Origin of the sequence: Gordonia terrae (assembly GCF_051789125.1) — a bacterium.
GTDB classification, from domain to species: Bacteria; Actinomycetota; Actinomycetes; order Mycobacteriales; family Mycobacteriaceae; genus Gordonia; species Gordonia terrae_A.
Map to the genome: position 1 here is coordinate 1,162,614 of NZ_CP196526.1, position 23,588 is coordinate 1,186,201.

Annotated in this window: 19 protein-coding genes; 15 read left to right on the forward strand and 4 right to left on the reverse strand. The window is 66.8% G+C overall.

Annotated features, from left to right (window positions below; all coding sequences use genetic code 11):
- Positions 1–22: 22 nt before the first annotated feature.
- Positions 23–2,074: a hydantoinase/oxoprolinase family protein gene (locus tag ACSUZC_RS05310; RefSeq protein WP_439031845.1), complete on the reverse strand. Its 2,052-nt coding sequence runs from the start codon at positions 2,072–2,074 to the stop codon at positions 23–25.
- 307 nt (positions 2,075–2,381) lie between these two features.
- On the opposite strand from ACSUZC_RS05310, the gene ACSUZC_RS05315 reads away from it, so the two are divergent.
- On the forward strand, positions 2,382–3,911 hold the full coding sequence (locus ACSUZC_RS05315; RefSeq protein WP_439031846.1) for a PucR family transcriptional regulator: 1,530 nt from the start codon (positions 2,382–2,384) through the stop codon (positions 3,909–3,911).
- Here the strand turns inward: ACSUZC_RS05315 and ACSUZC_RS05320 are convergent.
- The 3 genes from ACSUZC_RS05320 to ACSUZC_RS05330 all read right to left on the reverse strand — a co-directional run bounded on the left by ACSUZC_RS05320 (position 3,855) and on the right by ACSUZC_RS05330 (position 8,475).
- Positions 3,855–4,970 carry a transporter substrate-binding protein gene (locus ACSUZC_RS05320; protein ID WP_439031847.1) on the reverse strand — a complete coding sequence of 372 codons (1,116 nt, stop codon included), beginning with the start codon at positions 4,968–4,970 and terminating at the stop codon, positions 3,855–3,857. The genes ACSUZC_RS05315 and ACSUZC_RS05320 overlap by 57 nt on opposite strands.
- Before the next feature lie 94 nt (positions 4,971–5,064).
- Positions 5,065–7,092, reverse strand: a complete 2,028-nt coding sequence (locus ACSUZC_RS05325; RefSeq protein WP_439031848.1) for a CocE/NonD family hydrolase — start codon at positions 7,090–7,092, stop codon at positions 5,065–5,067.
- A gap of 225 nt (positions 7,093–7,317) precedes the next feature.
- Positions 7,318–8,475: a glycoside hydrolase family 76 protein gene (locus ACSUZC_RS05330; RefSeq protein ID WP_439031849.1), complete on the reverse strand. Its 1,158-nt coding sequence runs from the start codon at positions 8,473–8,475 to the stop codon at positions 7,318–7,320.
- A gap of 283 nt (positions 8,476–8,758) precedes the next feature.
- Here ACSUZC_RS05330 and rplJ point away from each other — a divergent pair, with 283 nt between their 5' ends.
- The 14 genes from rplJ (at position 8,759) to ACSUZC_RS05400 (ending at position 23,497) form a co-directional block, all read left to right on the forward strand.
- A complete protein-coding gene (gene rplJ / locus ACSUZC_RS05335; RefSeq protein ID WP_004019499.1) occupies positions 8,759–9,289 on the forward strand; it encodes a 50S ribosomal protein L10 in 531 nt (176 codons plus the stop codon).
- Positions 9,290–9,375: 86 nt separating this feature from the next.
- Entirely contained in the window at positions 9,376–9,765 is a 390-nt protein-coding gene (gene rplL, locus ACSUZC_RS05340; protein WP_010844580.1) for a 50S ribosomal protein L7/L12, read from the forward strand.
- Positions 9,766–10,083: 318 nt separating this feature from the next.
- Positions 10,084–11,043, forward strand: a complete 960-nt coding sequence (locus ACSUZC_RS05345; protein WP_439031850.1) for a hypothetical protein — start codon at positions 10,084–10,086, stop codon at positions 11,041–11,043.
- A 374-nt stretch (positions 11,044–11,417) separates the two neighbouring features.
- Positions 11,418–12,647 carry an ABC transporter ATP-binding protein gene (locus tag ACSUZC_RS05350; RefSeq protein ID WP_439032998.1) on the forward strand — a complete coding sequence of 410 codons (1,230 nt, stop codon included), beginning with the start codon at positions 11,418–11,420 and terminating at the stop codon, positions 12,645–12,647.
- Positions 12,644–13,450 carry an MlaE family ABC transporter permease gene (locus ACSUZC_RS05355; protein WP_238421520.1) on the forward strand — a complete coding sequence of 269 codons (807 nt, stop codon included), beginning with the start codon at positions 12,644–12,646 and terminating at the stop codon, positions 13,448–13,450. The genes ACSUZC_RS05350 and ACSUZC_RS05355 overlap by 4 nt, the downstream gene beginning before the upstream one ends.
- A gap of 56 nt (positions 13,451–13,506) precedes the next feature.
- Entirely contained in the window at positions 13,507–14,334 is an 828-nt protein-coding gene (locus ACSUZC_RS05360) for an MlaE family ABC transporter permease (RefSeq protein WP_044507639.1), read from the forward strand.
- 1 nt (position 14,335) lies between these two features.
- The gene (locus tag ACSUZC_RS05365) at positions 14,336–15,697 is read left to right on the forward strand and encodes an MCE family protein (protein WP_439031851.1); all 1,362 of its coding nucleotides are present in this window, start codon (positions 14,336–14,338) and stop codon (positions 15,695–15,697) included.
- On the forward strand, positions 15,694–16,776 hold the full coding sequence (locus ACSUZC_RS05370; protein WP_439031852.1) for an MCE family protein: 1,083 nt from the start codon (positions 15,694–15,696) through the stop codon (positions 16,774–16,776). The genes ACSUZC_RS05365 and ACSUZC_RS05370 overlap by 4 nt, the downstream gene beginning before the upstream one ends.
- A 5-nt stretch (positions 16,777–16,781) precedes the next feature.
- Positions 16,782–17,891 (forward strand): MCE family protein, encoded by a 1,110-nt coding sequence (locus ACSUZC_RS05375; protein WP_439031853.1) that lies wholly within the window; start codon positions 16,782–16,784, stop codon positions 17,889–17,891.
- Complete coding sequence (locus ACSUZC_RS05380; protein WP_439031854.1) at positions 17,891–19,219, forward strand: MCE family protein; 1,329 nt, start codon at positions 17,891–17,893, stop codon at positions 19,217–19,219. Before ACSUZC_RS05375 ends, ACSUZC_RS05380 begins: the two co-directional genes overlap by 1 nt.
- Positions 19,219–20,550, forward strand: coding sequence for an MCE family protein (locus ACSUZC_RS05385; protein WP_439031855.1), 1,332 nt, complete (start codon positions 19,219–19,221; stop codon positions 20,548–20,550). The genes ACSUZC_RS05380 and ACSUZC_RS05385 overlap by 1 nt, the downstream gene beginning before the upstream one ends.
- Positions 20,547–21,788, forward strand: coding sequence for an MCE family protein (locus ACSUZC_RS05390; RefSeq protein ID WP_439031856.1), 1,242 nt, complete (start codon positions 20,547–20,549; stop codon positions 21,786–21,788). The genes ACSUZC_RS05385 and ACSUZC_RS05390 overlap by 4 nt, the downstream gene beginning before the upstream one ends.
- A gap of 102 nt (positions 21,789–21,890) precedes the next feature.
- Positions 21,891–22,529, forward strand: a complete 639-nt coding sequence (locus ACSUZC_RS05395) for a hypothetical protein (protein ID WP_439031857.1) — start codon at positions 21,891–21,893, stop codon at positions 22,527–22,529.
- Complete coding sequence (locus tag ACSUZC_RS05400) at positions 22,529–23,497, forward strand: hypothetical protein (RefSeq protein WP_439031858.1); 969 nt, start codon at positions 22,529–22,531, stop codon at positions 23,495–23,497. The genes ACSUZC_RS05395 and ACSUZC_RS05400 overlap by 1 nt, the downstream gene beginning before the upstream one ends.
- The last annotated feature ends 91 nt before the right edge of the window (positions 23,498–23,588 follow it).

Here is a 23,588-nt window from a genome sequence, read left to right on the forward strand (position 1 = left end):
TTCTGTCAGAGACGATGGGAGATCACTCGGCGGCGGTGAGCAAGAGGTTGCCCCACTCGTCGACGCGGGCCGAGGTCCGCGGCGGGACGACGGTCGTCGAATCGAGCTGGTCGACGATGCACGGACCGGCCAGTACGGCTCCGGGCGGCAGGCCGGCACGGTCGTAGACCGGCGTCGCCAGTCGGGCGACCTCGTCCGGGAAGAGCACATCCCGCACCTCGAGGGGCTCCGGTGAGAAGGTCGCCGGATCGATCAGATCGGCGGGAACCGTGTCCATCCGAGGGGTGAGCCCGATGGCGCGCAACGAGATCCGGTAGATCTCGACGCCGGTGTCCTCCGCGGCGAAGTTGTGCTCCTTGAGATGCGTCGCGTGGAAGGTCGCGATCACCTCGTCGAGGCTCGTCAGGGGCATCGACACCGGCACCGCGATCGCCCGCCACTGTCCCTCGTAGCGCATGTCGAGGTGGTACTCGAAGAGCATGTCGTCGGGGTCGACGTGCTCGGCCGACAGACGTGCGCGACCTTCCTCCTGCAACTCGGCGAAGGTGGCGGTCAGATGGTCGAGGTCGGCGTCGGCGGCGTCGGCGAGGTACATCCGGGTGATGTCGTGCTGGATGTCGACCAACATGCAACCCATCGCCGAGGTGACTCCCGGGTGCGGCGGGATGATGACCGTCGGGATGCCCAGGTCCTTGGCGAGATAGGCGGCGTGCAGCGGTCCGGCTCCGCCGAAGCCGACCAGCGCGAAGTCCCGCGGATCGTGACCCTTGCGGATGGAGATCAGACGGATCGCATCGGCCATGTTGGCATTGGCGACCTTGATGATCGACTGCGCCGCCGTCTCGACGTCGAGACCCAGTGGCGCGGAGATCTTCTCCAGGGCCGCCCGCGCCATCGACTCGTCGAGCTCCTTCACACCGCCGGCCAGCTTCTTGCCGACGGTGCCCAGGATGAGGTTGGCGTCGGTGTTGGTGGCGAGATCCCCCGACGCGCCGTAGCAGGCCGGACCGGGGTCGGACCCCGCGGACTGCGGACCGTTGCGCAGCGAACCGGCGTCGTCGAGCCAGGCGATCGACCCGCCACCGGCGCCGATGGTCAGCACTTCGATGCTGGGGAAGCAGATCGGGTGACCGAACGCGACGCTCCACATGTTCGTCGTCGCCAGCACGCCGTTGTCGGTGAGCGAGACGTCGGTGGAGGTCCCGCCCATGTCGAACCCGATCGAATTCTCGAAACCGCATGTGCGGGCGATGTGCCGGCTCGCGATCGCCCCTGCCGCGATCCCGGAGGCGGCCAGACGGGCGCCGTACTTCTCGGCCATGGTCGGTGTCATGACCCCGCCTCCCGAATGGAGCAGCAGGACATCGTTGTCGTAACCCGCCTCAGCCAGGCGTCCCTCCAGCGTCCGGGCGTAGGGGCCGATGATCGGGACGAGTGCGGCGTTGGCCACGGTCGTCGAGAAGCGTTCGTATTCGAAGATCTCCGGCAGGACATCGCTGGAGGTGGTGATGGACACGCCCGGCAGTTCCTCGGCGAGGATCTCGGCCATCCGGTTCTCGTGCGCGGGATTGGTGAAGGAGTTGACGAAACACACTGCCACGGTCTCGATCTCGCGTCGGCGTAGAATACGGGCGACCTCGCGTGCGGCGGCCTCGTCGAGCGGTTCGAGTACGGTGCCGTCGTAACCGATCCGTTCGGGAACGGTCAGGCGGTGACGACGGGGCACCACCGGCGGGGCGACCTCCTGGTACGGATCCCAGGACTCACGATCACCGCGCCGGATCTCGATCACGTCCCGAAAGCCCTCGGTCGTCACCAGTGCGACCTTCGGGAACTTCCTCGTGATGAGTGCGTTGGTCGCGATTGTCGTTCCGTGCGAGAAGAATTCGACATCCTCCCACGCGACGCCGGCCTGCTCCATCCCGGCCAGCACACCCTCGATGGGGTTGCTCTGGGTCGGATACTTCGCGGTGACGATCGTGCCGTCGGACTGCTGGATGAAGACGTCGGTGAACGTCCCACCGATGTCGACGGCGGTGCGGACCTTGTCGGTCCGGCTGATGGCTTTCGTCATGGGTACTTCCTCGTGGCTCAGCGGTCTCGGGACGCTCATCACGAAACCCGCCGCGGCGGCGTCGGACAATTGGCTCACCGACCAGTGGTGCGCCGCCGGCCGCTGGACGTTCGCACGCGACGCAAGGCCCGTCAGCACGCGACCTGCGGAAACCGTCCCTCTCGGCGCGTAACGCGGATATGTCCGACATGGGCCGGAAACGTGATGTCACACAACGGAAACACTGACGACCATGTCCGGTCGGGTGGTGAAAACGACTGTGAGCACCGATAATCGACGAACAGGACGGCGACGAGGAGGCGATCGGATGGCGACCGTGGGCGACGTCGTCATCGGTGTGGGTCTGCTGTCGGTCACCCCGGGGGCAGCTGGGCGGACGCGACACGTGGAGGTGTCCGGTATCTGCGAGGTCGGTCGAATCGAGCCCGCCGAGGTCGGAGCGGGGGACATCGTCCACATGGGCTCGACGGGGTGGCCGACGACGGGCGCGTCGGAGGTGTTCGCGGCGACGCTGCGGCAGTGCGCTGCAGCCGCGGTGGTGGTGGACACCGACGACGACAACCTGTCCGCCGAGTTCGTGTCCGCCTGCGTGAGCCACGGCGTACCGATCTACATGCTCCCCAGGACAAAGACGTTTCGCGACATCGAGATGATCGTCGCGCCGCATTCGATCGTCGACGACGCCCCTGACGAATCCGGTCCGGTGGCATCGATTCTGGCGTCCCTCGGGGCGTTTCACCGCGCGTCGGGCATCAACGGGGCCGTGGTGCTCGACGGCGCCGTCCTCTCAGCGTCGTCCGCAACCGTCGACATCGATCTCCTGCGAAAGAGCATTGCGTTGACTCCCGCTGTCCTGCACGCGATCCCCGGGACCGCTGCGGCCCTGCATGTCACCTTGCCGAGGTCTGCTGCGGCCCTGGTGCTCTCGAATCCGCGACGGCGTCCACTCGAATCGACCAGGGTTCGCAAGCTCGTGAACGACGCCGACGCCGACGCGTACCTGCTGCGGGTGAACCGGACGATGCGCAGGCCCCTGGAGGTAGCCCTCGTTCGCGAGCTGATCGAGGCCCGGATCCCGTCGTCGGCGATGGATCCGTGGGTCGGCTCCTTCGGTTACGGATCAGGCGATCGCGTCCACTCGGTGGCGGTGATCATCGGGCCGCACGGTGACACCTCGGCGACGAGGGTCGTCGACGCCTTGCACGACCTGGGTGCCTGCGCCGGCCTTGCGACCGTGGCGGCAGCACACGAGTCGGTCGCGTACGCACTGATCAAGACGGGCACGGAGAAGGGCCCGGCACCACCGACAGGACGCGACTTCGACGCGCACCTGCGGACATTCACCGACATCTTCGTCGCCCGGCGCCCCGAGCTCGCCGTCGGCGGCAGCTCCTACGTGATCCGGAGCAGCGACGACCTGACGAGGGGGCTCATCAACGCTCGGCAGATGGCCGAGCGGAACTCCCGTGCCGACGATCAGTCGTCGGCCACGATCGCGCTGCCGGTGCCGCTCGCCGCGACGCTTCTGGGCGGCGACTCGGAACGGTCGGCGGCGCTGCGCCGTTCGCTGCTCGATCCGGTACTCGCCTATGACAAGGAAAAGGACACGAGCTATGTGTCCACTCTGATCACGTTCTTCGCACTCGACTGCCACTCGGGCGCGACGGCCAATGAACTGGGCATCCACATCAACACGTTGCGATATCGACTGTCGCGCATCGAGAAGCTGACCGGCCGTGGATTGCAGTCGATGGTCGATCGCACCGACTATTACCTGGCCCTATGCGTCGGCGAGGCGACCCGCGGACGGGGGGACCGTAGCCGCGGGACGCCCTGACCACCACGGATCGGGCTGGCGCGCGGCGAAGTCGGCGATGACCTCATACCTGCCGCCTGCGGCACGACCGACGTAAGACGGATGCGAACTGTAGTGGTTGGCGCGGAAGTAGAACGGCGCACCTTCGGGATTGTCTTCGAAGCGGATGCCGATGAGCGCGCGGGACAGGGCGTCGACATCGAGTGACTGGGCCTGCTCGGCGGCCAGCGCGAGCGCGTGAACCGCATTGAACGCCCCGATCTGGGCGGCGTGACTCCACCGTTGGCCCCGAACGTCCGCCAGATCGCGCCGGAACGTGTCGTTCACCGGCGACGACAGCTCGGAGAAATAGGTCGCGACCATGTAGTGCCCGTCGCTGACCTCGGTCGGCATGTGGGCCAGATCCAGTTCGGTGGTGACGGTTGCCGCGATCGGAATCGTGTCCGGGGTCAATCCGGCGAGGTGATACTGGGTGTAGAACGCGGTCGTCGAGTCGGTGCCGACGAGATTGCACACCACGACGTCGGGGCGCACCCGATCGATGTCGTCGATGATCGACTCGAACCTGGTCTCACTCAGGGGTGCATAGCGGTCACCGACGATCTCGAGCCCGAGGCTTCCGGCGAGTCGTCGGATCGCCTCGGCCAGGACCCGCGGATAGATGTAGTCCGAGCCGACGACGTACACGCGCCGGCCGAGAGTGCCGGCGACCCACGCCAGATAGTCGGCGACATACTGGTTGGGCGCGGCGCCGCAGTAGAAGATCCGCGAATCGGTCTCCTCGCCCTCGAAGTACGTGGGGTACATCAACAACGAGGCATTCGCGTGGATTGCCGGGGTCAGCGCCAAACGGGCCGCCGAGGTGTATCCACCCACGATGGCGTCGACCTTCTCGGTGGTGCACAGATGGTCCACACCGCGGGCGGTCGACGACACCTCGGAGTGGTCGTCGTAGATCGCGACCTGGACGTCCGAACCCAGAACGCCACCGCGCGCGTTGATCTGGTGGACGGCGAGCATCGCCCCGTCCAGGATCGACTGCTCCATCTCTGCCTGGTTGCCCGACAGTGAATACAACATGCCGAGCTTCACGTCGGTCCCCGATCCGCGCGATCCGTCTGCATGGCAGCCACTATGCCAGCTGGGCCGCTCCTCGGCCCGCCCGAGAACCGCCTCAGCGCAGCCCGTCACCCGCCAGCAACGTGAGATGACTCGGGTGGTCGGGGTCGAGGACGAGACGCTGATGGCGGCGCCCGCGTGCCTTGATGAGGTCGGGTACCAGCGTCAGGTACCGCGGCAGGCTGGCGGCGTAGACGTCCACGCGCAACCGGTGACCGGGCTGGAGGACGGCGTCGGTGGGGACGAGGTCGACGTCGATGCGGATCGGTTCGTCGGCGGGCACCGGCAGTTTGCGTTTGCGGGACAGGTAGTGGTGTGCCGAGAGCAGACTGCCGTCCTCGGCGTATGTCGACTTGCTGCGGTCCAGGGCCCGGTTGGACGCGGAGAGAGCGCCGTTGGTCAGCACCGTCGAAGTACCGTCGGGCGCAACATCGTTCACCGTGACCGCCCAGATCGCCTCGTGCGCTGCGGTCGCGACGTTGAGGCGCAGATTCATCGCGCCGCTGATCGGGGTGGCCTCGACGACCGGTTCGGTCGTGAACGACAACGCACCGTGCTCCTGGTGGCGGGCGTCTTTGGCGAAGTCGGCGCCGAGCACCATCGTCGCGCCCGCGGTCACCTGGGTCATGTCGCGTGACCGCAGTCCGCGGGCGTCGGGACGGACGTGCAAAGACGAATGGTCCTGCGTCGGAACGGGGCTGAGTGATCCGTCGTGCACCGTGTGCTCGGCTGTCGACGACGATTCGGCGCTCAGGTAGAGCCGGGTCGGAGAGACCCCGGCGCGGGGGAAGCTGGTGCCCGCGGTCCAGGCGCCGCCCTGCTGCAGCATGGTGACAGGGCCGTAGTACTCGACACCGTTGCGGTGCCCTTTGAGCCAGCGGTCGAACCAGGCGCGCTCGAGGACGTCGAGGCGAGGCGGCGCGAACTTGCCGCCGTAGCCGGATCCGACGTCGAGGTGATAGCCGTCGCCGACGATCATCTGCTTGCGTCCGGGTTCCATCTGCAACCGCTCGTACACCCCGGTTGCACTGCGGCCGAACAGATCATGCCAAGCGCCGACGGTGAAGGTGGGTGCCTCGATGCGGTCGATCACCGGGTCGCGATCGTCGAAATACGGGTCGTCGAAGATGCGCGGGTCGCGCGCGGTGAGGAATCCCAACAGCAACGAGGGGATCTCGGTGGCCGGCGACTTCACCCGGTCCATGGCCCAGCGCAACGCGTCACCGTGCATGATGTCTCGAACCACGTTCGCGGGGTTGGGAACCCACTTGAGCATGTTGACCGCGGACAACCACACCGGGATGAATGCCGACGGCATGCCGCCGGTGATGTAGATGTCGCGAACGAGGTCGTCGCAACCCTCCACGGCGAAGACGGCCTTGAGGGCGGCGGGCCGCTTGTCCGCGGCCTGCAACGAGTTGATGGCCGAGTACGACCAGCCGGCCATCCCCACGCTTCCGTCGCACCATTCCTGCTCGGTCACCCAGTCGATGACCTCCACCGAGTCCTGCTGCTCGCGAGGACCGAGGATCTGCCATTTGCCCAGGCTGGCACCCGTTCCGCGGACGTCGACGATGACCTGCACGTAGCCGCTGCGCACCAGGTTGCGATTGATGCCGAAGACGTCGAAGACGCCACCGGACAGGGTCTGCGTCAGCGTCGTGAGGCCTTCGAGCGCGGTTCCGGTCCCGTCGATGGACCGTGAGGCGGTGTGCAGCGCCTTCCCGAGTACCGGTGCGTGCAGGGTCTGGTCGATGAAATCGATCGCGGCGCGGTTGTACGGGTTGATGTTGATGACCGCCGGATACGGCGTGAGGACCGTCTGGCCGAAGCGGTTGGCAGGACGGATGACGGTTGCCCGGAGGACGACACCGTCACTCATCGTCAACGACACGTTGCGATCGATGGCGACTCGGGGATACAGCTGCTTGCCGTCGACCTGTTCGCGCCAGCGCATCCCGTCGGCGCCGCCGGTCGGGTCGCCGAGGGGGAGGGTGCCGAAATGCGGCGTACCGGTGGGGCGTGGGCGGGCCGCGGGAATGCGGTGGGCAGGTGCCTGCGCGGGATCCAACTGATACGTCATGGTGCATCACCCTGCCTGGGGTCAGGTGTCACACCGCGTGTTGCTGCACGGATCGAGATGGCCGGGGTGGACACCGACACCCCTCGTGTCGGTCGCGAGCGCCCGGTCGACGCCCGCCGAGGCGGATCTCGATGTGTTCCAGGTCACTTCACGCATTTTCTGAAGGATAACTCAGTTCCGGTATCGGATGGCTAACCAGGTGGCCACTTTTTGGACATGCTCCACTCACGGCAGGTCACGTTCCGGCTTCGCCAGCTCGATCGCCGCCGCCGCTTCGAGCACCATCCACGCCGAGAGCTGGACCGACAGATCGCGCTCGGGGATCTCCGACGGGTTGACCGCACCAGCTACGAACTGGGCTTTCGTGCCCGAGTCGGTGGGCACGACCGCTCGACGACGCCAGTCGCTGCCGAAGACCGGACGGCCCCCGATCGCGGCTCTGTTCTCCCATGCGGCGTCGGCACTGGTGGTCACGATCCGTGCAGCGCGGGCGCGAAGTTCATCCGAACCCTCGACCGGGGGCAGATCGGTGGCGATGAGCGCGAGGTAGCGGGCGAGGATGCCGTGGAACAGGCCGCCGTCGCCACCGCCGCCGCCGTTGATGACGCCGTCGGTGCAGCAGTGGCGCTCCACGGCGTCCAACAGCCGGACCATCCGGTCGAGGTGTGTGCCGTCGCCCGTCGACCGGAATGCCTCGAGTTCGGCACCGAGGACCACCCCTTGGCAGTAGGTGAACGTCCCCGTCTCGGCCTTCAGCGATCCGTCGGGCTGCTTCTTCAGGCCGTCGATGACGAGGTGTGACTGCGGATGGATGAGATTGGCGTCCATCCAGTCGCACATCGCCACCGCGCGGTCGACGTGGCCTGTGCGCGCCAGCAGGATCGCGGCCGGGCCGTTGGCCGGCGCGTTGAAGAACTGATCGGCCTTGCGCCACGGGATTCCGCCGCCGTCGTCGGGAACCCAGGCGTCGAGCATCTGGCCCGCGAGGATCCGGAGTCCACCCGCATGGTCGAGGCCCAGGTGGCGGTCGGCACGTTCGACGGCCAGGCCCAGCCAGGCCATGTCGTCGTAGTAGTCGTTGGTCCAGCGGCCGCCGTTGCGAATACGGATGCCGCGCAACAACCGGTTGACATCGGACGCAGTCCCGGGTGCGGGGCGATGGATCGCGGCGTCGACCAGGAGGTCGACGAGGTGCGCGTGCCACCAGTAGTGCCAGGATCCGAACTGCGCCTGCATCCGCCCGATCGGCCAGGCGACCGCGGCGGCCCGCGTCCCCGGCAGCCAGAAGGCCCGCTGGAGGTGCCGGTCGTAGACGGCGTCCGCGGCGGCCTGCGCGCGGCCGTTGGGGTCGTGCGGGTCCGACGATTTGGATTGTTCGTCCACGTCCGCGTAGCCTAGTCCTCGATGTGATGCACACCCGTGTGTCGTATCGGTTCAACCAGAGACCGTTGGTCGTCGGGATTTCCCGGACGAAGGCGCGACGAGGTCGCCGGCCCACGCAGGATGAACGAGGAATGTCGCCCCACACTTTCAGTGTGCGCGTTCACGCCCCGTGCCTGTGTGCCGGGGCGTTTGTCGTTTCGATGCCCTCGCTCGCCGTTCCGAAGCCCGTCGCTCTCGGTGTTGGACTCGACCAACTCATAGTGACGAGGAGAGGAGGCGAAGTATGGCCAAGTCCGAAAAGGTCGCCGCAGTTGCGGAGATCGCGGAGCAGTTCAAGAGCTCCACGGCGACGGTTGTCACGGAATACCGTGGCCTGTCCGTCACCCAGATCAGCACGCTGCGACGTTCCCTCGGTGAGGGTGCAACCTACTCCGTCGCCAAGAACACCCTGGTGAAGCGCGCCGCTGCTGAGGCGGGCGTGGAAGGGCTCGACGAGCTGTTCACCGGTCCGACCGCCATCGCCTTCATCGAGGGTGAACCGGTTGTGGCCGCGAAGGCGATCAAGACTTTCGCCAAGGACAACAAGGCGCTGGTCATCAAGGGCGGGTACATGGACGGCCGCGCGCTGTCCATTGCCGAGATCGAGCAGATCGCCGACCTTGAGACCCGTGAGGTCTTGCTGGCCAAGCTCGCCGGTGCCATGAAGGGCAACTTGGCAAAGGCCGCCGGTCTGTTCAACCAGCCGGCTTCGCAGGTGGCGCGCCTGGCCGCGGCCCTGCAGGAGAAGAAGAACGAAGCCGGCGAGACCGAATAGGTCGTCCGCCGCACCACCGCAATCCCCGAACCGTACGGGGATGAACACCAACCCCCGTACGGGGACATACAGGAAGGACGCCGATCATGGCGAAGCTCACCGCTGACGAGCTCATCGATCAGTTCAAGGAACTGACTCTGCTGGAGCTCAGCGATTTCGTGAAGAAGTTCGAAGAGGTCTTCGAGGTCACCGCCGCGGCTCCGGTCGCCGTTGCCGCTGCCGGTGCCCCGGCTGCCGGTGGCGCCGAGGCTGCTGCCGAGCAGGACGAGTTCGACGTCATCCTCGAGGGTGCCGGCGACAAGAAGATCCAGGTCATCAAGGTCGTCCGCGAGGTCGTCTCGGGCCTGGGCCTGAAGGAAGCCAAGGACCTCGTCGAGAGCGCTCCGAAGGCTCTGCTGGAGAAGGTCGACAAGGACGCCGCCGAGGCTGCCAAGGCCAAGCTCGAAGAGGCCGGCGCCAAGGTTTCGGTCAAGTAAGACCGCTTCTCACGCGCTAGCGTTCACGAGCCCGGAACAGCATCGCTGTTCCGGGCTCGTCGCTGTTTCGGGGAGGGGTTCGCTGTTTCGGGGGAGGGGTCGCTGGGTCGGGAGGGTCGCCGGGCCGGGTCCTCGTCGGGGTTCGCCCGCACACCGGCCCCCGAATTGAGGTCGCACGCGATCTCATTTCGTCGACGCGACCTCGATCGAAGTCGCGCCGACGAAATGAAGTCGCATGCGACTTCGTACGGGGCGGGGCGGCCCGGGGTCCTGGCACGGCGGATGGATCCGCAGGCACTGTCGGTGCGTCCAAGTCCCATGCCCGCGCCTTTCGCTCATCAACTGCCCACCGACCGGTACGGTCTCGTCCGTCGCGAAGCGACCCTGCGGGCCGGTATCGGCGACGACGTCGTCGCCGATGCGGTCCGACGCGGCGACCTCGTGCGGTTGGCCCCAGGGGTGTGGGTCGAGGGGCGGGCGCGGTTCGAGGGGCCGGAGGGCGCCGATCTGCTTTATCGCCGACGATCCGTGGCCGTCGCGACATCGGCACGGGACCGCGGCATCTCGACACTGAGCCACGAGTCGGCCGCGGCCATGCTCGGGCTCGACACACTGCATCCAGATCGCGCGACGGTCCACCTGACGAAGGCGGCGAGATCCAGTGGTGGCTACGTCCGCGGACACCGTCACGTCCACAACGGCCCCCTGGGGCGCGATGAGATGGTCACGGTCGACGGCCTGTCGGTCACGAGTCTCGAGCGCACCGCCGTCGACATCGCGATGGCCGGTGACTTCGCCCAGGGGCTCGTCGTCTTCGATCGTGCGCTCGCCAAGGACGCGGATCGAGACACGATGACAGCCATGCTCGACGTACGAGCGGGGTGGAAGAACGTCGGCACAGCTCGCCGTGCACTGTCGTGTTCGGATCGTCTCTCGGAGAGCGTCGGCGAGTCATGGAGCCGGGCGCAGATGACCGTCGCCGGCCTCCCGGCGCCTCGGCTACAGAGCACGTTCCTCACTCCAGACGGAGAGGTGCGGGCGGACTTCGACTGGGCGGGCCGGGTGATCGGCGAATTCGACGGCCTGCAGAAATACGGTCGGCTACTGCGCCCCGGAGAAGAGCCCCGCGATGCGCTGATCCGCGAGAAGCGCAGGGAAGACGCGCTGCGCGCCCGAGGGATCATGGTGATCCGATGGACGTGGTCGACTCTGGAACGCAGGGAACTCGTCGATCTGTTACGACCGTGGCTGGCCACAATCGGCTCTCCCGCAGCCTGACCGTGCGCCCACGCTAACGCTGTCGTCGCGGACTGCGATATCGCATCTGACACCACTTCGACACCCGCCCGCTCATCGACCCCGATGCGCGGCGCCCAGTCGTCGAAATCGCGTCCCGCGGATGAAGCCGAGGTCTGCGGTGGCCGTCACATCGGGGACCCCGACCCGACTTCCCTCACCGCGAACCATCGGTTATTGTCATCGTCGCGGAGGGAGTTACCGGGCGGTAGGTTTCCCGCAGCCAATGCTGAGAACCATGCGGTGGCGTCGTGGCCCGGGTTCGGTCGGTTAGAGTGACCCCAACCACAAATGCCGCCGGTTGGTGCGCGGTCACACCGTGGCCGCCTCGGGGGCAGCGATCGTCTGGAGGAATTGTGGGTGTTGAGGTCAGCGTCGAAGGACTCACCAAGTCGTTCGGTTCGCAGAACATTTGGCGTGATGTCTCCCTGACCCTGCCGGAGGGCGAGGTCTCTGCACTGCTGGGTCCGTCGGGTACGGGTAAGTCGGTGTTTTTGAAGACCCTGATCGGTCTGCTGCACCCGGAGCAGGGGTCGGTGATCATCGATGGCACCGACATCACGCAGTGCTCGGCCAAGGAACTCTATGAGATCCGCAAGCTGTTCGGTGTGCTGTTCCAGGACGGTGCGCTGTTCGGGTCGATGAGCTTGTTCGACAACATCGCGTTCCCGCTTCGTGAGCACACGAAGAAGAAGGAGAACGAGGTCCGCGACATCGTGATGGAGAAGATCGACTTGGTCGGTCTGACCGGTGCCGAGGACAAGCTGCCCGGTGAGATCTCCGGCGGTATGCGCAAGCGTGCCGGCCTGGCACGCGCGTTGGTGTTGGATCCGCAGATCATCCTGTGTGATGAGCCGGACTCGGGTCTGGATCCGGTGCGTACGGCCTACATCAGCCAGTTGTTGATCGACATCAATGCCCAGATCGATGCGACGATCCTGATCGTCACGCACAACATCAACATCGCGCGCACGATCCCGGACAACATCGGGATGTTGTTCCGCAAGGAGTTGGTGATGTTCGGTCCGCGTGAGCAGTTGCTGACCTCTGAGCAGCCGGTGGTCAAGCAGTTCCTCTCCGGTGACCGGTTCGGTCCGATCGGCATGTCCGAGGAGAAGGACGAGGCCGTCCAGAAGCAGGAAGAGGCGATGCAGGCCGCGGGTATCTCCGGTGGTGGTACCAAGGAGGACTTCACCGAGATCATCCCGCAGGTGCAGCCCAATCCCGGTATGCCCGAACGCAAGGCCATCGCCCGCCACCGCGAGCGCGTGCACCAGATGCTGCCCGATCTGCCGGAGAACGCGCAGGAAGCGATCCGCCGCAGCCAGGAACAAGAAGACCAGATCCGCGAGGAGAGCCGCGCGCACGCCGACAACATGGCGAACGGGCGGGAGCCCGGCGACAACCGGAACAACGAATGGACCGCGGCACCCGGCGGCAACGTCGCGGTCGCAGATGCCAAGACAGACGTGATCGACTACGGCGGCAGTGATGCACCGACCGAGCAGTGGCACACACCCGGTGACGCGCTGACCAAGCCCGCTCACCGTGCTGACGGGAATGAAGGGCGGACACCTCAGGGATGACCAGTGCCACCACGCGTGGCGTCGATCGAATCGCGCAAGCCGGGACAGGTGCTCTGTCGCAGACCGGCAATATTGTTCAGCTCTTCGTCGATGTTGCACGCCAGACCTTTGTGCGCCCGTTTCAGTGGCGGGAGTTCATCCAGCAGGCGTGGTTCATCGCCAGCGTGACGATCCTGCCGACGGCACTGATCGCGATTCCGTTCGGTGCCATCGTCTCGCTCCAGACGGGTTCGCTGATCAAGCAGCTCGGTGCGGAGTCCTACACCGGTGCGGCGAGCGTGCTGGTGGTCATCCAGCAGGGTTCGCCGCTGGTGACGTCGCTGCTCATCGCGGGCGCGGCCGGGTCTGCGGTCGCCGCCGACCTCGGGTCGCGCACCATCCGCGAGGAGATCGACGCGATGGAGGTGCTCGGCATCAACCCGATCCAGCGCCTCGTCGTACCGCGTGTGCTGGCCATGGTGCTGGTGGCGATGCTGCTCAACGGTCTGGTCGCCGTCATCGGCATCGGTGGTGGTTACTTCTTCAACGTCGTGGTCCAGGGCGGAACGCCCGGCGCCTACCTGGCGTCGTTCGGCGCGCTCGCCCAGCTGCCCGACCTCTGGGTCTCGACCCTCAAGGCCGCGATCTTCGGTGTCCTCGCCGGTGTCGTGGCGTCGTACAAAGGCCTCAACCCCAAGGGTGGGCCGAAGGGCGTGGGTGACGCGGTCAACCAGAGCGTCGTCATCACCTTCCTGCTGCTGTTCTTGGCCAACCTGATCATCACTGCGGTCTACCTGCAGGTCGTCCCACCGAAGGGGAGCTAGACGTGACCGAAGGTGGGGGCGGTGTGACGATCGCCAAGAGCCGGCCCGAGTACTACATGTACGAGGCCCGCAAGCAGCTGGGCAAGCCGCTCAAGGTGCTCGACGGTGCCGGCGAGCAGATGTCGTTCTACGGCCGCACGCTCGCCTGGATCCCGAAGACCCTGGTGCACTACACGCGTGAGGTCATGCGCCTGCTCGCCGAGGTCGCGTTCGGTTCGGGCGGACTCGCGGTCATCGGCGGCACCATCGGCGTGATGGTGCTGATGTCGGGGTTCACCGGCGTCGTGGTCGGCCTGCAGGGTTATGCCGCGCTCGACCAGATCGGTTCGCAGGCCCTGACCGGCTTCCTCTCCGCCTACGTCAACACCCGCGAGGTGGCGCCGCTGGTCGCGGGCCTCGCCCTCTCGGCGACCGTCGGCTGTGGCTTCACCGCGCAGCTGGGCGCCATGCGGATCTCCGAGGAGATCGACGCGCTGGAGACGATGGCCGTGCCGTCGATCCCGTTCCTCGTCTCGACGCGCGTGATCGCCGGCTTCATCGCCGTTATCCCGCTCTACGTCCTCGGTCTGCTCTCGGCCTACCTCGCCTCGCGCGTGGTGACAACCGTGTTCAACGGTCAGTCCGGTGGCTCTTACGACCACTACTTCAACCTGTTCCTGCCACCGGCCGACGTCCTGTGGTCGTTCGGCAAGGTGCTGGTCTTCGCCTTCGTCATCATCCTGGTGCACTGCTACTACGGCTACTACGCGTCGGGCGGTCCGGCCGGCGTCGGCGTGGCCGTGGGTCACGCGGTACGTGCGGCATTGGTGCTCATCGCGGTCCTGGACTTCTTCCTCGGCCTCGCGATCTGGGGTACCACCACAACGGTGCGAGTGGGGGGTTAGCGTGCCGGTCCTACGTAAACGACTTCTCGGCCTCGTCTTCTTCATCGTGGTCGCGCTGTTCCTCACCGCGACGATCACGAAGTTCAACAAGACGTTCACCGAGTTCACCGACGTCACGTTGCTCACCGATTCGACCGGCAACGCTCTGCCGGAGAACGCCGACGTCAAGGCCCGCGGCATGACCGTCGGCGAGGTGCGCGATGTGAAGCCCGGTCCCGACGGTTCCGTCGAAGTGGTGTTGGGGCTCAACCCCGATCAGGCCTCGACGCTGTCGGACAAGACCACCGCGCGCATCCTGCCGAAGACCCTGTTCGGCGAGCGCTACGTCGCACTGCAGGTGCCCGAGAACAACTCCGGGCCGACGCTGAGCAACGGCGCGACGATCCAGACCGACCGCAGCGGCAACGCCCTGGAGATCCAGCAGCTGTTCGACAAGCTGCTCCCGGTCCTCGAGGCGATTCCGCCGCAGGACCTGAACGCGACGCTGACCTCGCTCTCGTCGGCGTTGTCGGGCCGCGGTGAGCAGCTCGGCACCACGCTGGAGGAGCTCGACGAGATCTTCGGCGAGATCAACGAGAACCTGCCCGAGCTCGAGGGCACCCTCGAAGGCCTGGCCACCTTCTCGCAGACCTACAAGCAGGCGCTGCCCGATGTGGTCGATGCGCTGGACTCGCTGCGGACGACGACGAACACGATCGTCGAACGTCAGGACGACCTGCGCACCCTGATCGCCACCCTGGGCGTGGCGTCGGACGACCTCACCGGTTGGCTCCGGGCCAATCGCACGGACCTGATCGATCTGGCCGTCGATTCCGAGGAGCTGCTCGTCGGACTCGCCAAACAGTCGCCGACGTTCGTGTGCACCTTCCGCAACTTCGCGGGCTTGATCCCGGAGTCGCGCAAGATCGTCGGCCAGGGAACCAAGAACCCGGGCGTGCGTGTGAACCTGCAGTTCGCCAACCCCCGCGGCCGTTACCTACCGAACCAGGACGAACCCCGCTTCATGGACCTCGATCCGCCTGCTGTGTGTTACGACCCCAAGATGGGTGGCAACCGCCCGTTCCCGCAGTACCCGGGCGGCGGCCTCGCCGACGGCAGCTACCAGCCGCCGTCGCGCAATCCCGGCCCCCGCAACATGCCCCAGCTGCCGCAGCCGCAGTTCAGCGGCGTGCCGGCCGGATCGGTATCGACCGCGGCGAAGCCGGTCGTGGCCGAGGCCAACCCCTTCGACGACCCGGACTACCGCAAGCAGCTGCAGGTCATCTACGGCGCCACCAGTGGTAAGGCGCCCGAGGATGTGCCGACCTGGGTGACCATGATCGGCGGCGGTGCGCTGCAGGGAGCGAAGGTCGACATCAAATGAAGTCGATCGTCGGACCCCTGATCAAGCTGATCATCTTCGGCGTGGTCACCGTGGTCACCACCAGCCTGCTCGCCGTCACCATCGCCAACGCCGGCGGTGACGGGGATGCGAAGTTCAAGGCCGTCTTCACCGACGCCACGCTGCTCAATCCGGGCGACGATGTCCGCATCGCCGGTGTGCGCATCGGTCAGGTGGAGAGCGTCGAGGTCTATGACCGCAACCGTGCGCTCGTCGCGTTCAACGTCGATCGCGACCGTCTGCCCGACGGCACCCAGCTCTACATCCGTTATCGCAACCTGACCGGTCTGCGGTATCTGGCGCTCGAGCGGGGCGCGGGCGATCCATCGCAGACGGTTCCGCAGGGTCACACCTTCGGGCTCACGCCCGGCCGCACCGACACCCATCCGCCGGTGAACCTCACCGAGCTGTTCAACGGCTTCCGGCCGCTGTTCCAGCAGCTGTCGGCGTCGGATGTGAACAAGCTGACCGAGCAGATCATCGCGATCTTCGACGGTCAGGGCGGCTCGATCACGCGTCTGGTCAGCGACACCGCCGACCTCACGAACGCGATCGCCGACAAGGACGAGGTCATCGGTGAGCTCATCACCAACCTCACCAAGGTGCTCGACACCGTCAACCGGAACGACGAGCAGTTCACCAGCCTCCTCGACAACACCGAGAAGCTTGTGACCGGCCTTGCGGCGCAACGCGGTTCGGTGGGCTCGGCGATCACGTCGGTGTCCAACCTGACCTCGGTCACCGCGAACATCCTCGGTGCCACGCGTCCGTCCATCCAGGGCGACATCGCCGGACTCAAGTCGCTCGCCGATCAGATCAACAAGCGCGACGACGACATCGAGGAAACGCTGACCAACCTGCCGATCAAGCTCCAGAAGATCGGTCGCGCAGCGACATTCGGCTCCTGGTTCCAGTTCTACCTGTGCGGCATCGACGTGGTGGCGGGCAACGGCAAGTCGCCGGTGCTCACCCAGCCGCTCGTCCCGCTGCCCGACATCAATCATGTGCTCTACACCAGCGCGGCGACGCGCTGCTGGGCCGACGACCGGCCAGGGGGGTGACCACGATGGCAGACAACAACGATCCGAACCCGCGCGACGAGAACGATCGCGATGAGACCGGTCGCGACGGGACCGGGGCCCCGGTGCAGCATCCGCATCGGCGCTTCGGGGGTCGGCGCAGCCCGGTCAGCATCGGTGCCATCGGCATCCTGATCCTGCTGATGCTCGGACTCAGCTCGTTCTATCTCGCCGAACTGCCCCTGCTGGGTGCCGGCGCGCGGTACACGGCGAAGTTCACCGAGGCCGCCGGGCTCAAGCCGGGCAACGAGGTCCGCGTCGCGGGCGTCAAGGTCGGCGAGGTCGACGACGTCTCGCTCGACGGCGACCGGGTCGACGTCACCTTCCGGGTGGAGAACACCTGGATCGGGGATCAGACCCAGGCCACGATCCAGATCAAGACGATCCTCGGACAGAAGTTCCTGTCGCTGAACCCGCGCGGCAGCAAGCCGGCCGACCCCGACGTCCCGCTGACCGACACGGTCGCGCCCTACGACGTCATCGAGGCGTTCTCGGGTGCCGCCGAGCAGATCGGCGAGCTCGACAACGACCAGCTCGCCGAGTCGATGCGGGTCCTGTCGGACACGTTCTCGGGCACCGCGGGCAACACCGGTCCGGCCCTCGACGGCATCGCGCGACTGTCGCAGACGATCGCCAGCCGCGACCAGGAGGTCCAGCGACTGCTCGCGGCGACGAAGGACACCTCGAAGATCCTCGCCGACCGCAACGAGGAGTTCGTGCGCCTCATCGGCGGTGCGGGCCAGCTGCTCGACGAGCTGAACAACCGGCAGCGCAACATCTCCGCGCTGCTGGCGAGCACCACGAGTCTCGGGGATTCGCTGACCGGCATCGTGCGTGACAACGAAGAACAGATCGGACCGGCGCTCGATGCGCTGAAGGGCGTCAATGAGCTGCTACAGCGTCAGAACCAGAACATCCGCGACTCCATCAAGTACATGGCGCCGTTCTACCGGTTGTATGCCAACGTCCTCGGCAACGGTCGCTGGTTCGAGTCGTCCGTGGTGAACCTGCTGCCGCCCGCGCTGCCGCAGCAGAACACGACGCGACCGCCGAACAAGCAGGCCATGGAGAACCAGGCCGGAACGGGAGTCGGCTGATGACCACACCGGATCTGACCAGGAATTCGGGTCCAGGCCGCTGGTTCACACCGCGGCACATCGTGGTGCTCGTGATCGGACTGATCATCGCGCTCATCCTCGCGGGTGCGCTGTGGTGGGTGTTCACCTCGGTCGGGACCACCAAGATCACCGCGACGTTCAAGCGGTCGGTCGGCATCTACGAGGGTTCCGACGTCCGTATCCTCGGCGTGGCCGTCGGCAAGGTCGACTCGGTGACACCGCAGGGTGAGACCGTGAAGGTGACCATGACGGTCGATCGGGGAGTGGAGTTGCCCGCCGATGTCCGTGCGGTGCAGATCATCCCGTCGGTCGTCGCCGACCGGTACGTCCAGCTCACGCCGGCCTACACCGGCGGTCCCAAGGCGCCGCGCGACATCAGCCTCTCGGTCGATCAGACGATGATCCCGGTCGAGGTCGACCAGATCTACGCCAGCGTCAAGGAACTGTCCGACGCCCTCGGACCCGACGGCGCCAACAAGACCGATGGCACCGGACGCCAGGGCGCGGTGAGCGAGCTCGTCACGACCGGCGCGGAGAATCTCGAGGGCAACGGCGAGAAGCTCGGTGCGGCCATCGAGGGCCTGTCCAAGGCGTCGACGACCCTCAGCGACTCCCGCGGCAACCTGTTCGACACGATCAAGAACCTGAACACGTTCGTCGGGGCCCTTCGGGAGAACGACGCCCAGGTGCGTCAGTTCAACACGCAGATGGCCTCGTTCAACCAGTTCCTCGCAGGCGAGCGCGAGCAGCTCGCCGCGGCGCTGAACAAGCTGTCGATCGCCCTCGGCGACGTCGCGACCTTCCTCGCCGACAACCGCGAGCAGATCGGCGAGACGGTCAAGGACCTGCAGCCGACGACGCAGGCGCTGCTCGATCAGAAGAACAACCTCAAAGAGGTTCTGACCGTGCTGCCGATCACGGTGAACAACCTGATCAACGCCTACGACGCGGAGTCGGGCACCCTGTCGATGCGCCTGACGATCCCCGATCTGCAGGACCTGATCGGTGCGCAGTGCCGCCTGCTCGACCTCGGTCAGCTGCTGCCGGGCAACCCGGCCGCCGACCAGTTCAGCAACACGCTGCGTCCGCTGATCAGCCAGTGCGAGGAGATCGGCGACCAGATCCAGCGCGGCGTCCTCGAGCCGCTGTTGCCGGTGCTGCCCTTCGGCATCATGAGCAACAACAAGCTGCAGCGCGCACCGGTGCCCGGCACCGTCCCGGGTAACCCCGACCCCGAGATCGGCAACCCGTCGCCCTCGCGGTCCCCGGCCCCGTCGTCCACCCCGCGACCCAGGGGAGGTAACTGATGAACCGCAGGACGATGCGCACGGCGATGGCCGGCGCCGCACTGTCGCTCACCCTCCTGGTGTCGGGCTGCATGTCCAACGGCATCCAGTCGATCCCGCTGCCCGGCGGTGTGAACACCGGCGACAACGCGCGAACCTACAAGATCCAGTTCGACGACGTGCTCGACCTGGTGCCCCAGTCCATGGTGAAGCGCGACGGCATCCCGGTCGGGCGCGTGACCAAGGTCGAGGTGCCGACCGATCAGTGGTTCGCGCAGGTCACCGTCGAGGTGCAGAACAACGTCGACCTGTCCGACGAGGCCGAGGCGAGCGTCCAGCAGACCTCACTGCTCGGTGAGAAGTTCGTGTCGCTGTCCGAACCCGACGGCAGTGCCGATGCACCGCGCCAGAACCCGGCCCAGCCGATCCCGGTCTCGCGGACGCGCACCGCCACCGACATCGAGCAGGTTCTCGGTGCGCTGGCCCTGCTGCTCAACGGCGGCGGTCTCAACCAGTTGCAGCCGATCGTCACCGAGCTCAACAAGGCACTCGACGGTCGGACCGACAAGGTCCGGAACCTGATCGGGGAGACCGAAGACCTCATCGCGGGTCTGAACCGCCAGCGCGACGACATCATCACCGCGATCGACGGTCTCGCCGACCTGTCGACACGGACCGCGGCCCAGACCGCTCAGATCGACCGCATCCTCAAGCAGCTGCCTGCGGGTGTCGAGGTCCTCGAGGAGCAGCGTCCGCAGTTCGTCGAGCTGCTGACCAAGCTCGACCAGCTCGGCCAGGTGGGCACCGACGTGCTCGGCAAGTCCCGTAAGGCTCTGATCAACGATCTGAAGGCGCTGCGGCCCGTGCTCACGCAGCTCGCCGCCGCCGCCCCGGATCTGATCACGGCCGCGCCGCTGATGCTCACGCATCCGTTCCCGGACTGGCTGCTGCCGGGCGTCCGCGGTGACTCGACCAACCTGTTCATGACGCTCGATCTCCGCGTGCTCAACCAGCTCGAGGCGCTGGGCGTCGGCCAGGGAACCCCGAAGTACTCGCCGAACGCGCGGGTCGACGTGCCGGTCGATCGACGTAACCCGTACTACCGGGGCAACGGACCGCGCTACGGCTGGCCGACCATCACGCTGCTGCCGCCGGGCCCGAACTGGCGTCCGGGGCCGAACACGCCGCCGTCGGGTGGACGCTACCCCGCGTCGTTCTCACGATCGGCCGACGACGCCGGTCCGATGCCGACGCCGGCCACGCCGGGACAGGGCATCCTCGACGGTCCGCTGGCCGCCATGGGGATCGCGCCGAAGGCCCCCGCACCCACCCCCTCAGGAGCAGGCCGATGATCAGCAAGCTCGTCAAGATCCAGCTGATCGTGTTCGTCATCGTCGGACTCGTGGCGCTGGTGTACGTGGGAGCCAAGTACGCCCGTCTGGACAAACTCGCGGGCGTCGGTATGTACACCGTCACCGCCGAACTGCCCGATTCCGGTGGCATCTTCAGCAACGCCGAGGTCACCTATCAAGGTGTGCCGGTGGGGCGCGTCGGCAAACTGACGCTCACCCCGGATGGCGTCGACGTCGCACTCGACATCGACAAGGGCGGGCCGGAGATCCCGGCGTCGGCCACCGCCGTCGTCGCGAACCGCTCGGCGATCGGTGAGCAGTTCGTCGACCTGCAGCCGACGACGTCGGAGGGGCCGTACCTCAAAGACGGCGACACGATCACCAAATATGCGCTGCCCGAGCCGCTCGAGGACGTCGTCGCGTCGGCGATCGACTTCACCGACTCGATCCCGGTCGACGACCTGAACACGGTCATCACCGAACTCGGCAACGCCTTCAACGGCCAAGGGGAGAACCTGACCCGCCTGGTGGACTCGTTGGGCAAGCTGTCCCGTGCCGGCGTGGACAACCTGAGTCAGACGGTCGCGCTCATCCAGGACTCGAATGTCGTGCTGGACACCCAGGCCGATCAGTCCGACGCGATCCTGACGTGGTCGCGCAACCTCAACCTGGTCACCGCGACGCTGGCCTCGGCCGATCCCGACCTCCGTCGTCTGCTCACCACCGGCACGTTGTCGGCGACGCAGATCTCTGAGCTGATCCAGAAGAACGGCAACGACCTCTCCAAGGTCGTCAAAGACCTCGCCGAGGTGGCCCGCACGATCGAGCCGGCCACCTACACCACGTCGACGACGTTCGCGATGTTGTCGGCGTTGTCCGCGGGCAGCCACGCGCCCGCACCGGGTGACGGTCAGATCCACTTCGGTGTCGTGCTCGAGACCAACAATCCCGCGGCCTGTACCCGCGGTTACGAGAGCACGGATCTGGTGCTGGCCGAGGCGCGGCGCAAGAATCCGAACTTCGACCCGCGCTACGACGATTTCGCGTTCAACACCGAGGCGAAATGTACTGTGCCGTTCGGTAATCCGACCGGTGTGCGCAGTGCGGAGCGTGCGCGCTACGCCAACCCTGCCTACCCGCAGCCGTGGGACAACACGCCCAAGAAGGACCCCGACAAGCTCAACCTGAACCCGCTCGCCCAGCAGCTCGCAGCGCTGCTCGGCGTCCGGCCCCGCTAGACCCGACCCCGAACGGGCGCCGCCGCCGCGATCGGACCGCCCAGCGGTCCGGCCTGCGGGCCTTGGCTTGCGCTCAGGAGCGATATATACAGTGTGTTCCCGATGACTGGCACCCCAGAACCAACCGAGAAGAACCCCACCGGCGCCCGCCCCGCGTTGCGCCGCGCCGCGGCACTCGCGCCGGGTGTCCTGGCCTCCGTCGCGGTGGTCGCAGCCGTGGTGCTCGTGGCCGTCTTCGGTGTTCGTGCGTGGAACGTGTACTTCGACGAGTACCCGGCGCAGGAGACCCGCGACGCCGCGACGCAGGCGGCCGAGCAGGCCGTTCTGAACATCACGACGATTGATCCGCAGGACATCGACGGGTTCAAGAAGCGCGCCGAGGCGTCGCTGACGGGCAAGGCGGCCACCGAGGTGCTCGGTGGCAAGGACGGCAGCGTGCTCGACATGCTCGGAACGGCGGGACCCGACGCGGCCAAGCTCAGTGCCCGGCTGCTGCGCAGCGCGCCGAGCGAGGTCGACGCCGACGAGAACAAGGCGAAGGTGCTCGTCTACGTCGTGACGACCCTCGAGCGGCCCGGCCAGGCCGGCGTGGACGAGACACGCGGCTTCGACGTCAGCATGACCAAGGTGGACGACCTGTGGAAGGCCGAGAACATCCTCGGCCTCGAAGGCATCGCCTACGCCGACGGGAGCGGTGCGGCCGTTCCTCCGGCAACGCCGGCTCCGGGAGGGGGTAACTGATGGCATCCGATCGCGGCAAGAAGCCCACCCCGAAGCGTCGGCCGACCCCGAAGGTCGCGGGGCGAACCGCCCCGTCGAAGAACCCCGAGGTCGACGCCCCGTTGCCGGGCACCGAAGCAGAGACGACCCCCTCGACCCCCGAGACGGAAACCGCGCAGCCCTCGACCCCTGAGTCGGAAACCGCGGATTCCCCGACCACTGAGGTGCGAGGAGCGAAAGCGACGAGCCTCGAAGGGCCCGCCGACGAACCGGGCGATGCGAACACAGCGGATGCCTCGGAGAGCGCAGACCCGGCGGACGACTCGAAGGTCTCGATCACCAAACCCAAGACCAAACCGGTGGCCCGGGTCTCGACCCTGCGACGCGGTGACGCGTCCTCGGCGGCAGCCCCGACCACGGAGACGAAGAACCGCCCCAAGGGTCGACGACCCGGGCGGCGGGACAAGCGGCAGCGGAGCGGTACCCGGGTGCTCGGTGTCCCGGTGGCGGTTCTGTTCGGGATCGCCGCCGTGCTCGGCATCATCGCCGTGGTGCTGGCGTTCCATCCCGGCGCGCGGATCGGTGAGAACAAGGCGTTCGTGGAGCAGGAGGCGACGTCGCAGCTCACCTCGCAGGCCCAGGAGCGGATCTGTGCGGTGTTCGGCTACGACCACACCGAGCTCGACAAGTGGCAGCAGCGCGCGCAGGACGCCCTGACCGGGCAGGCCCGCACCGAGTTCGACGAGACGCTCAAGGCGCAGCGCGACCTCATCACGCAGACCAAGACCGGCGCCGAGTGCCGGGTCGACGCCATCGGCGTGCGGGACCTCAGCGGTGGCGGAGACGGCGCAACGGCGACCGTCATCGCCAACCTCATCGTGAGCGAGACCCAGAACAGCATGGCCACCAACAGCGGTGCCCCGCGCGCACAGTTCGCGATGGTCCGCGAGGGCGACCAGTGGCGCATCCGGTCGGTCGAACCCTTCTGATCCCACGGCCGTGACGGCCGCCCCGGCGGGTCCGTCCGGAACCTTGCGACGCAACTTCGCGAATTTCGCGCGTAGCGCTTGACGTGGAGGC

Coding starts and splice junctions, on each gene's coding strand:
- ACSUZC_RS05310 (WP_439031845.1), bottom strand. CDS start 2,074: ATGACGAAAGCCATCAGCCGGACCGACAAGGTCCGCACCGCCGTCGAC.
- ACSUZC_RS05315 (WP_439031846.1), top strand. CDS start 2,382: ATGGCGACCGTGGGCGACGTCGTCATCGGTGTGGGTCTGCTGTCGGTC.
- ACSUZC_RS05320 (WP_439031847.1), bottom strand. CDS start 4,970: ATGTTGTATTCACTGTCGGGCAACCAGGCAGAGATGGAGCAGTCGATC.
- ACSUZC_RS05325 (WP_439031848.1), bottom strand. CDS start 7,092: ATGACGTATCAGTTGGATCCCGCGCAGGCACCTGCCCACCGCATTCCC.
- rplJ (WP_004019499.1), top strand. CDS start 8,759: ATGGCCAAGTCCGAAAAGGTCGCCGCAGTTGCGGAGATCGCGGAGCAG.
- rplL (WP_010844580.1), top strand. CDS start 9,376: ATGGCGAAGCTCACCGCTGACGAGCTCATCGATCAGTTCAAGGAACTG.
- ACSUZC_RS05345 (WP_439031850.1), top strand. CDS start 10,084: ATGCCCGCGCCTTTCGCTCATCAACTGCCCACCGACCGGTACGGTCTC.
- ACSUZC_RS05355 (WP_238421520.1), top strand. CDS start 12,644: ATGACCAGTGCCACCACGCGTGGCGTCGATCGAATCGCGCAAGCCGGG.
- ACSUZC_RS05360 (WP_044507639.1), top strand. CDS start 13,507: ATGTACGAGGCCCGCAAGCAGCTGGGCAAGCCGCTCAAGGTGCTCGAC.
- ACSUZC_RS05370 (WP_439031852.1), top strand. CDS start 15,694: ATGAAGTCGATCGTCGGACCCCTGATCAAGCTGATCATCTTCGGCGTG.
- ACSUZC_RS05375 (WP_439031853.1), top strand. CDS start 16,782: ATGGCAGACAACAACGATCCGAACCCGCGCGACGAGAACGATCGCGAT.
- ACSUZC_RS05380 (WP_439031854.1), top strand. CDS start 17,891: ATGACCACACCGGATCTGACCAGGAATTCGGGTCCAGGCCGCTGGTTC.
- ACSUZC_RS05385 (WP_439031855.1), top strand. CDS start 19,219: ATGAACCGCAGGACGATGCGCACGGCGATGGCCGGCGCCGCACTGTCG.
- ACSUZC_RS05390 (WP_439031856.1), top strand. CDS start 20,547: ATGATCAGCAAGCTCGTCAAGATCCAGCTGATCGTGTTCGTCATCGTC.
- ACSUZC_RS05395 (WP_439031857.1), top strand. CDS start 21,891: ATGACTGGCACCCCAGAACCAACCGAGAAGAACCCCACCGGCGCCCGC.
- ACSUZC_RS05400 (WP_439031858.1), top strand. CDS start 22,529: ATGGCATCCGATCGCGGCAAGAAGCCCACCCCGAAGCGTCGGCCGACC.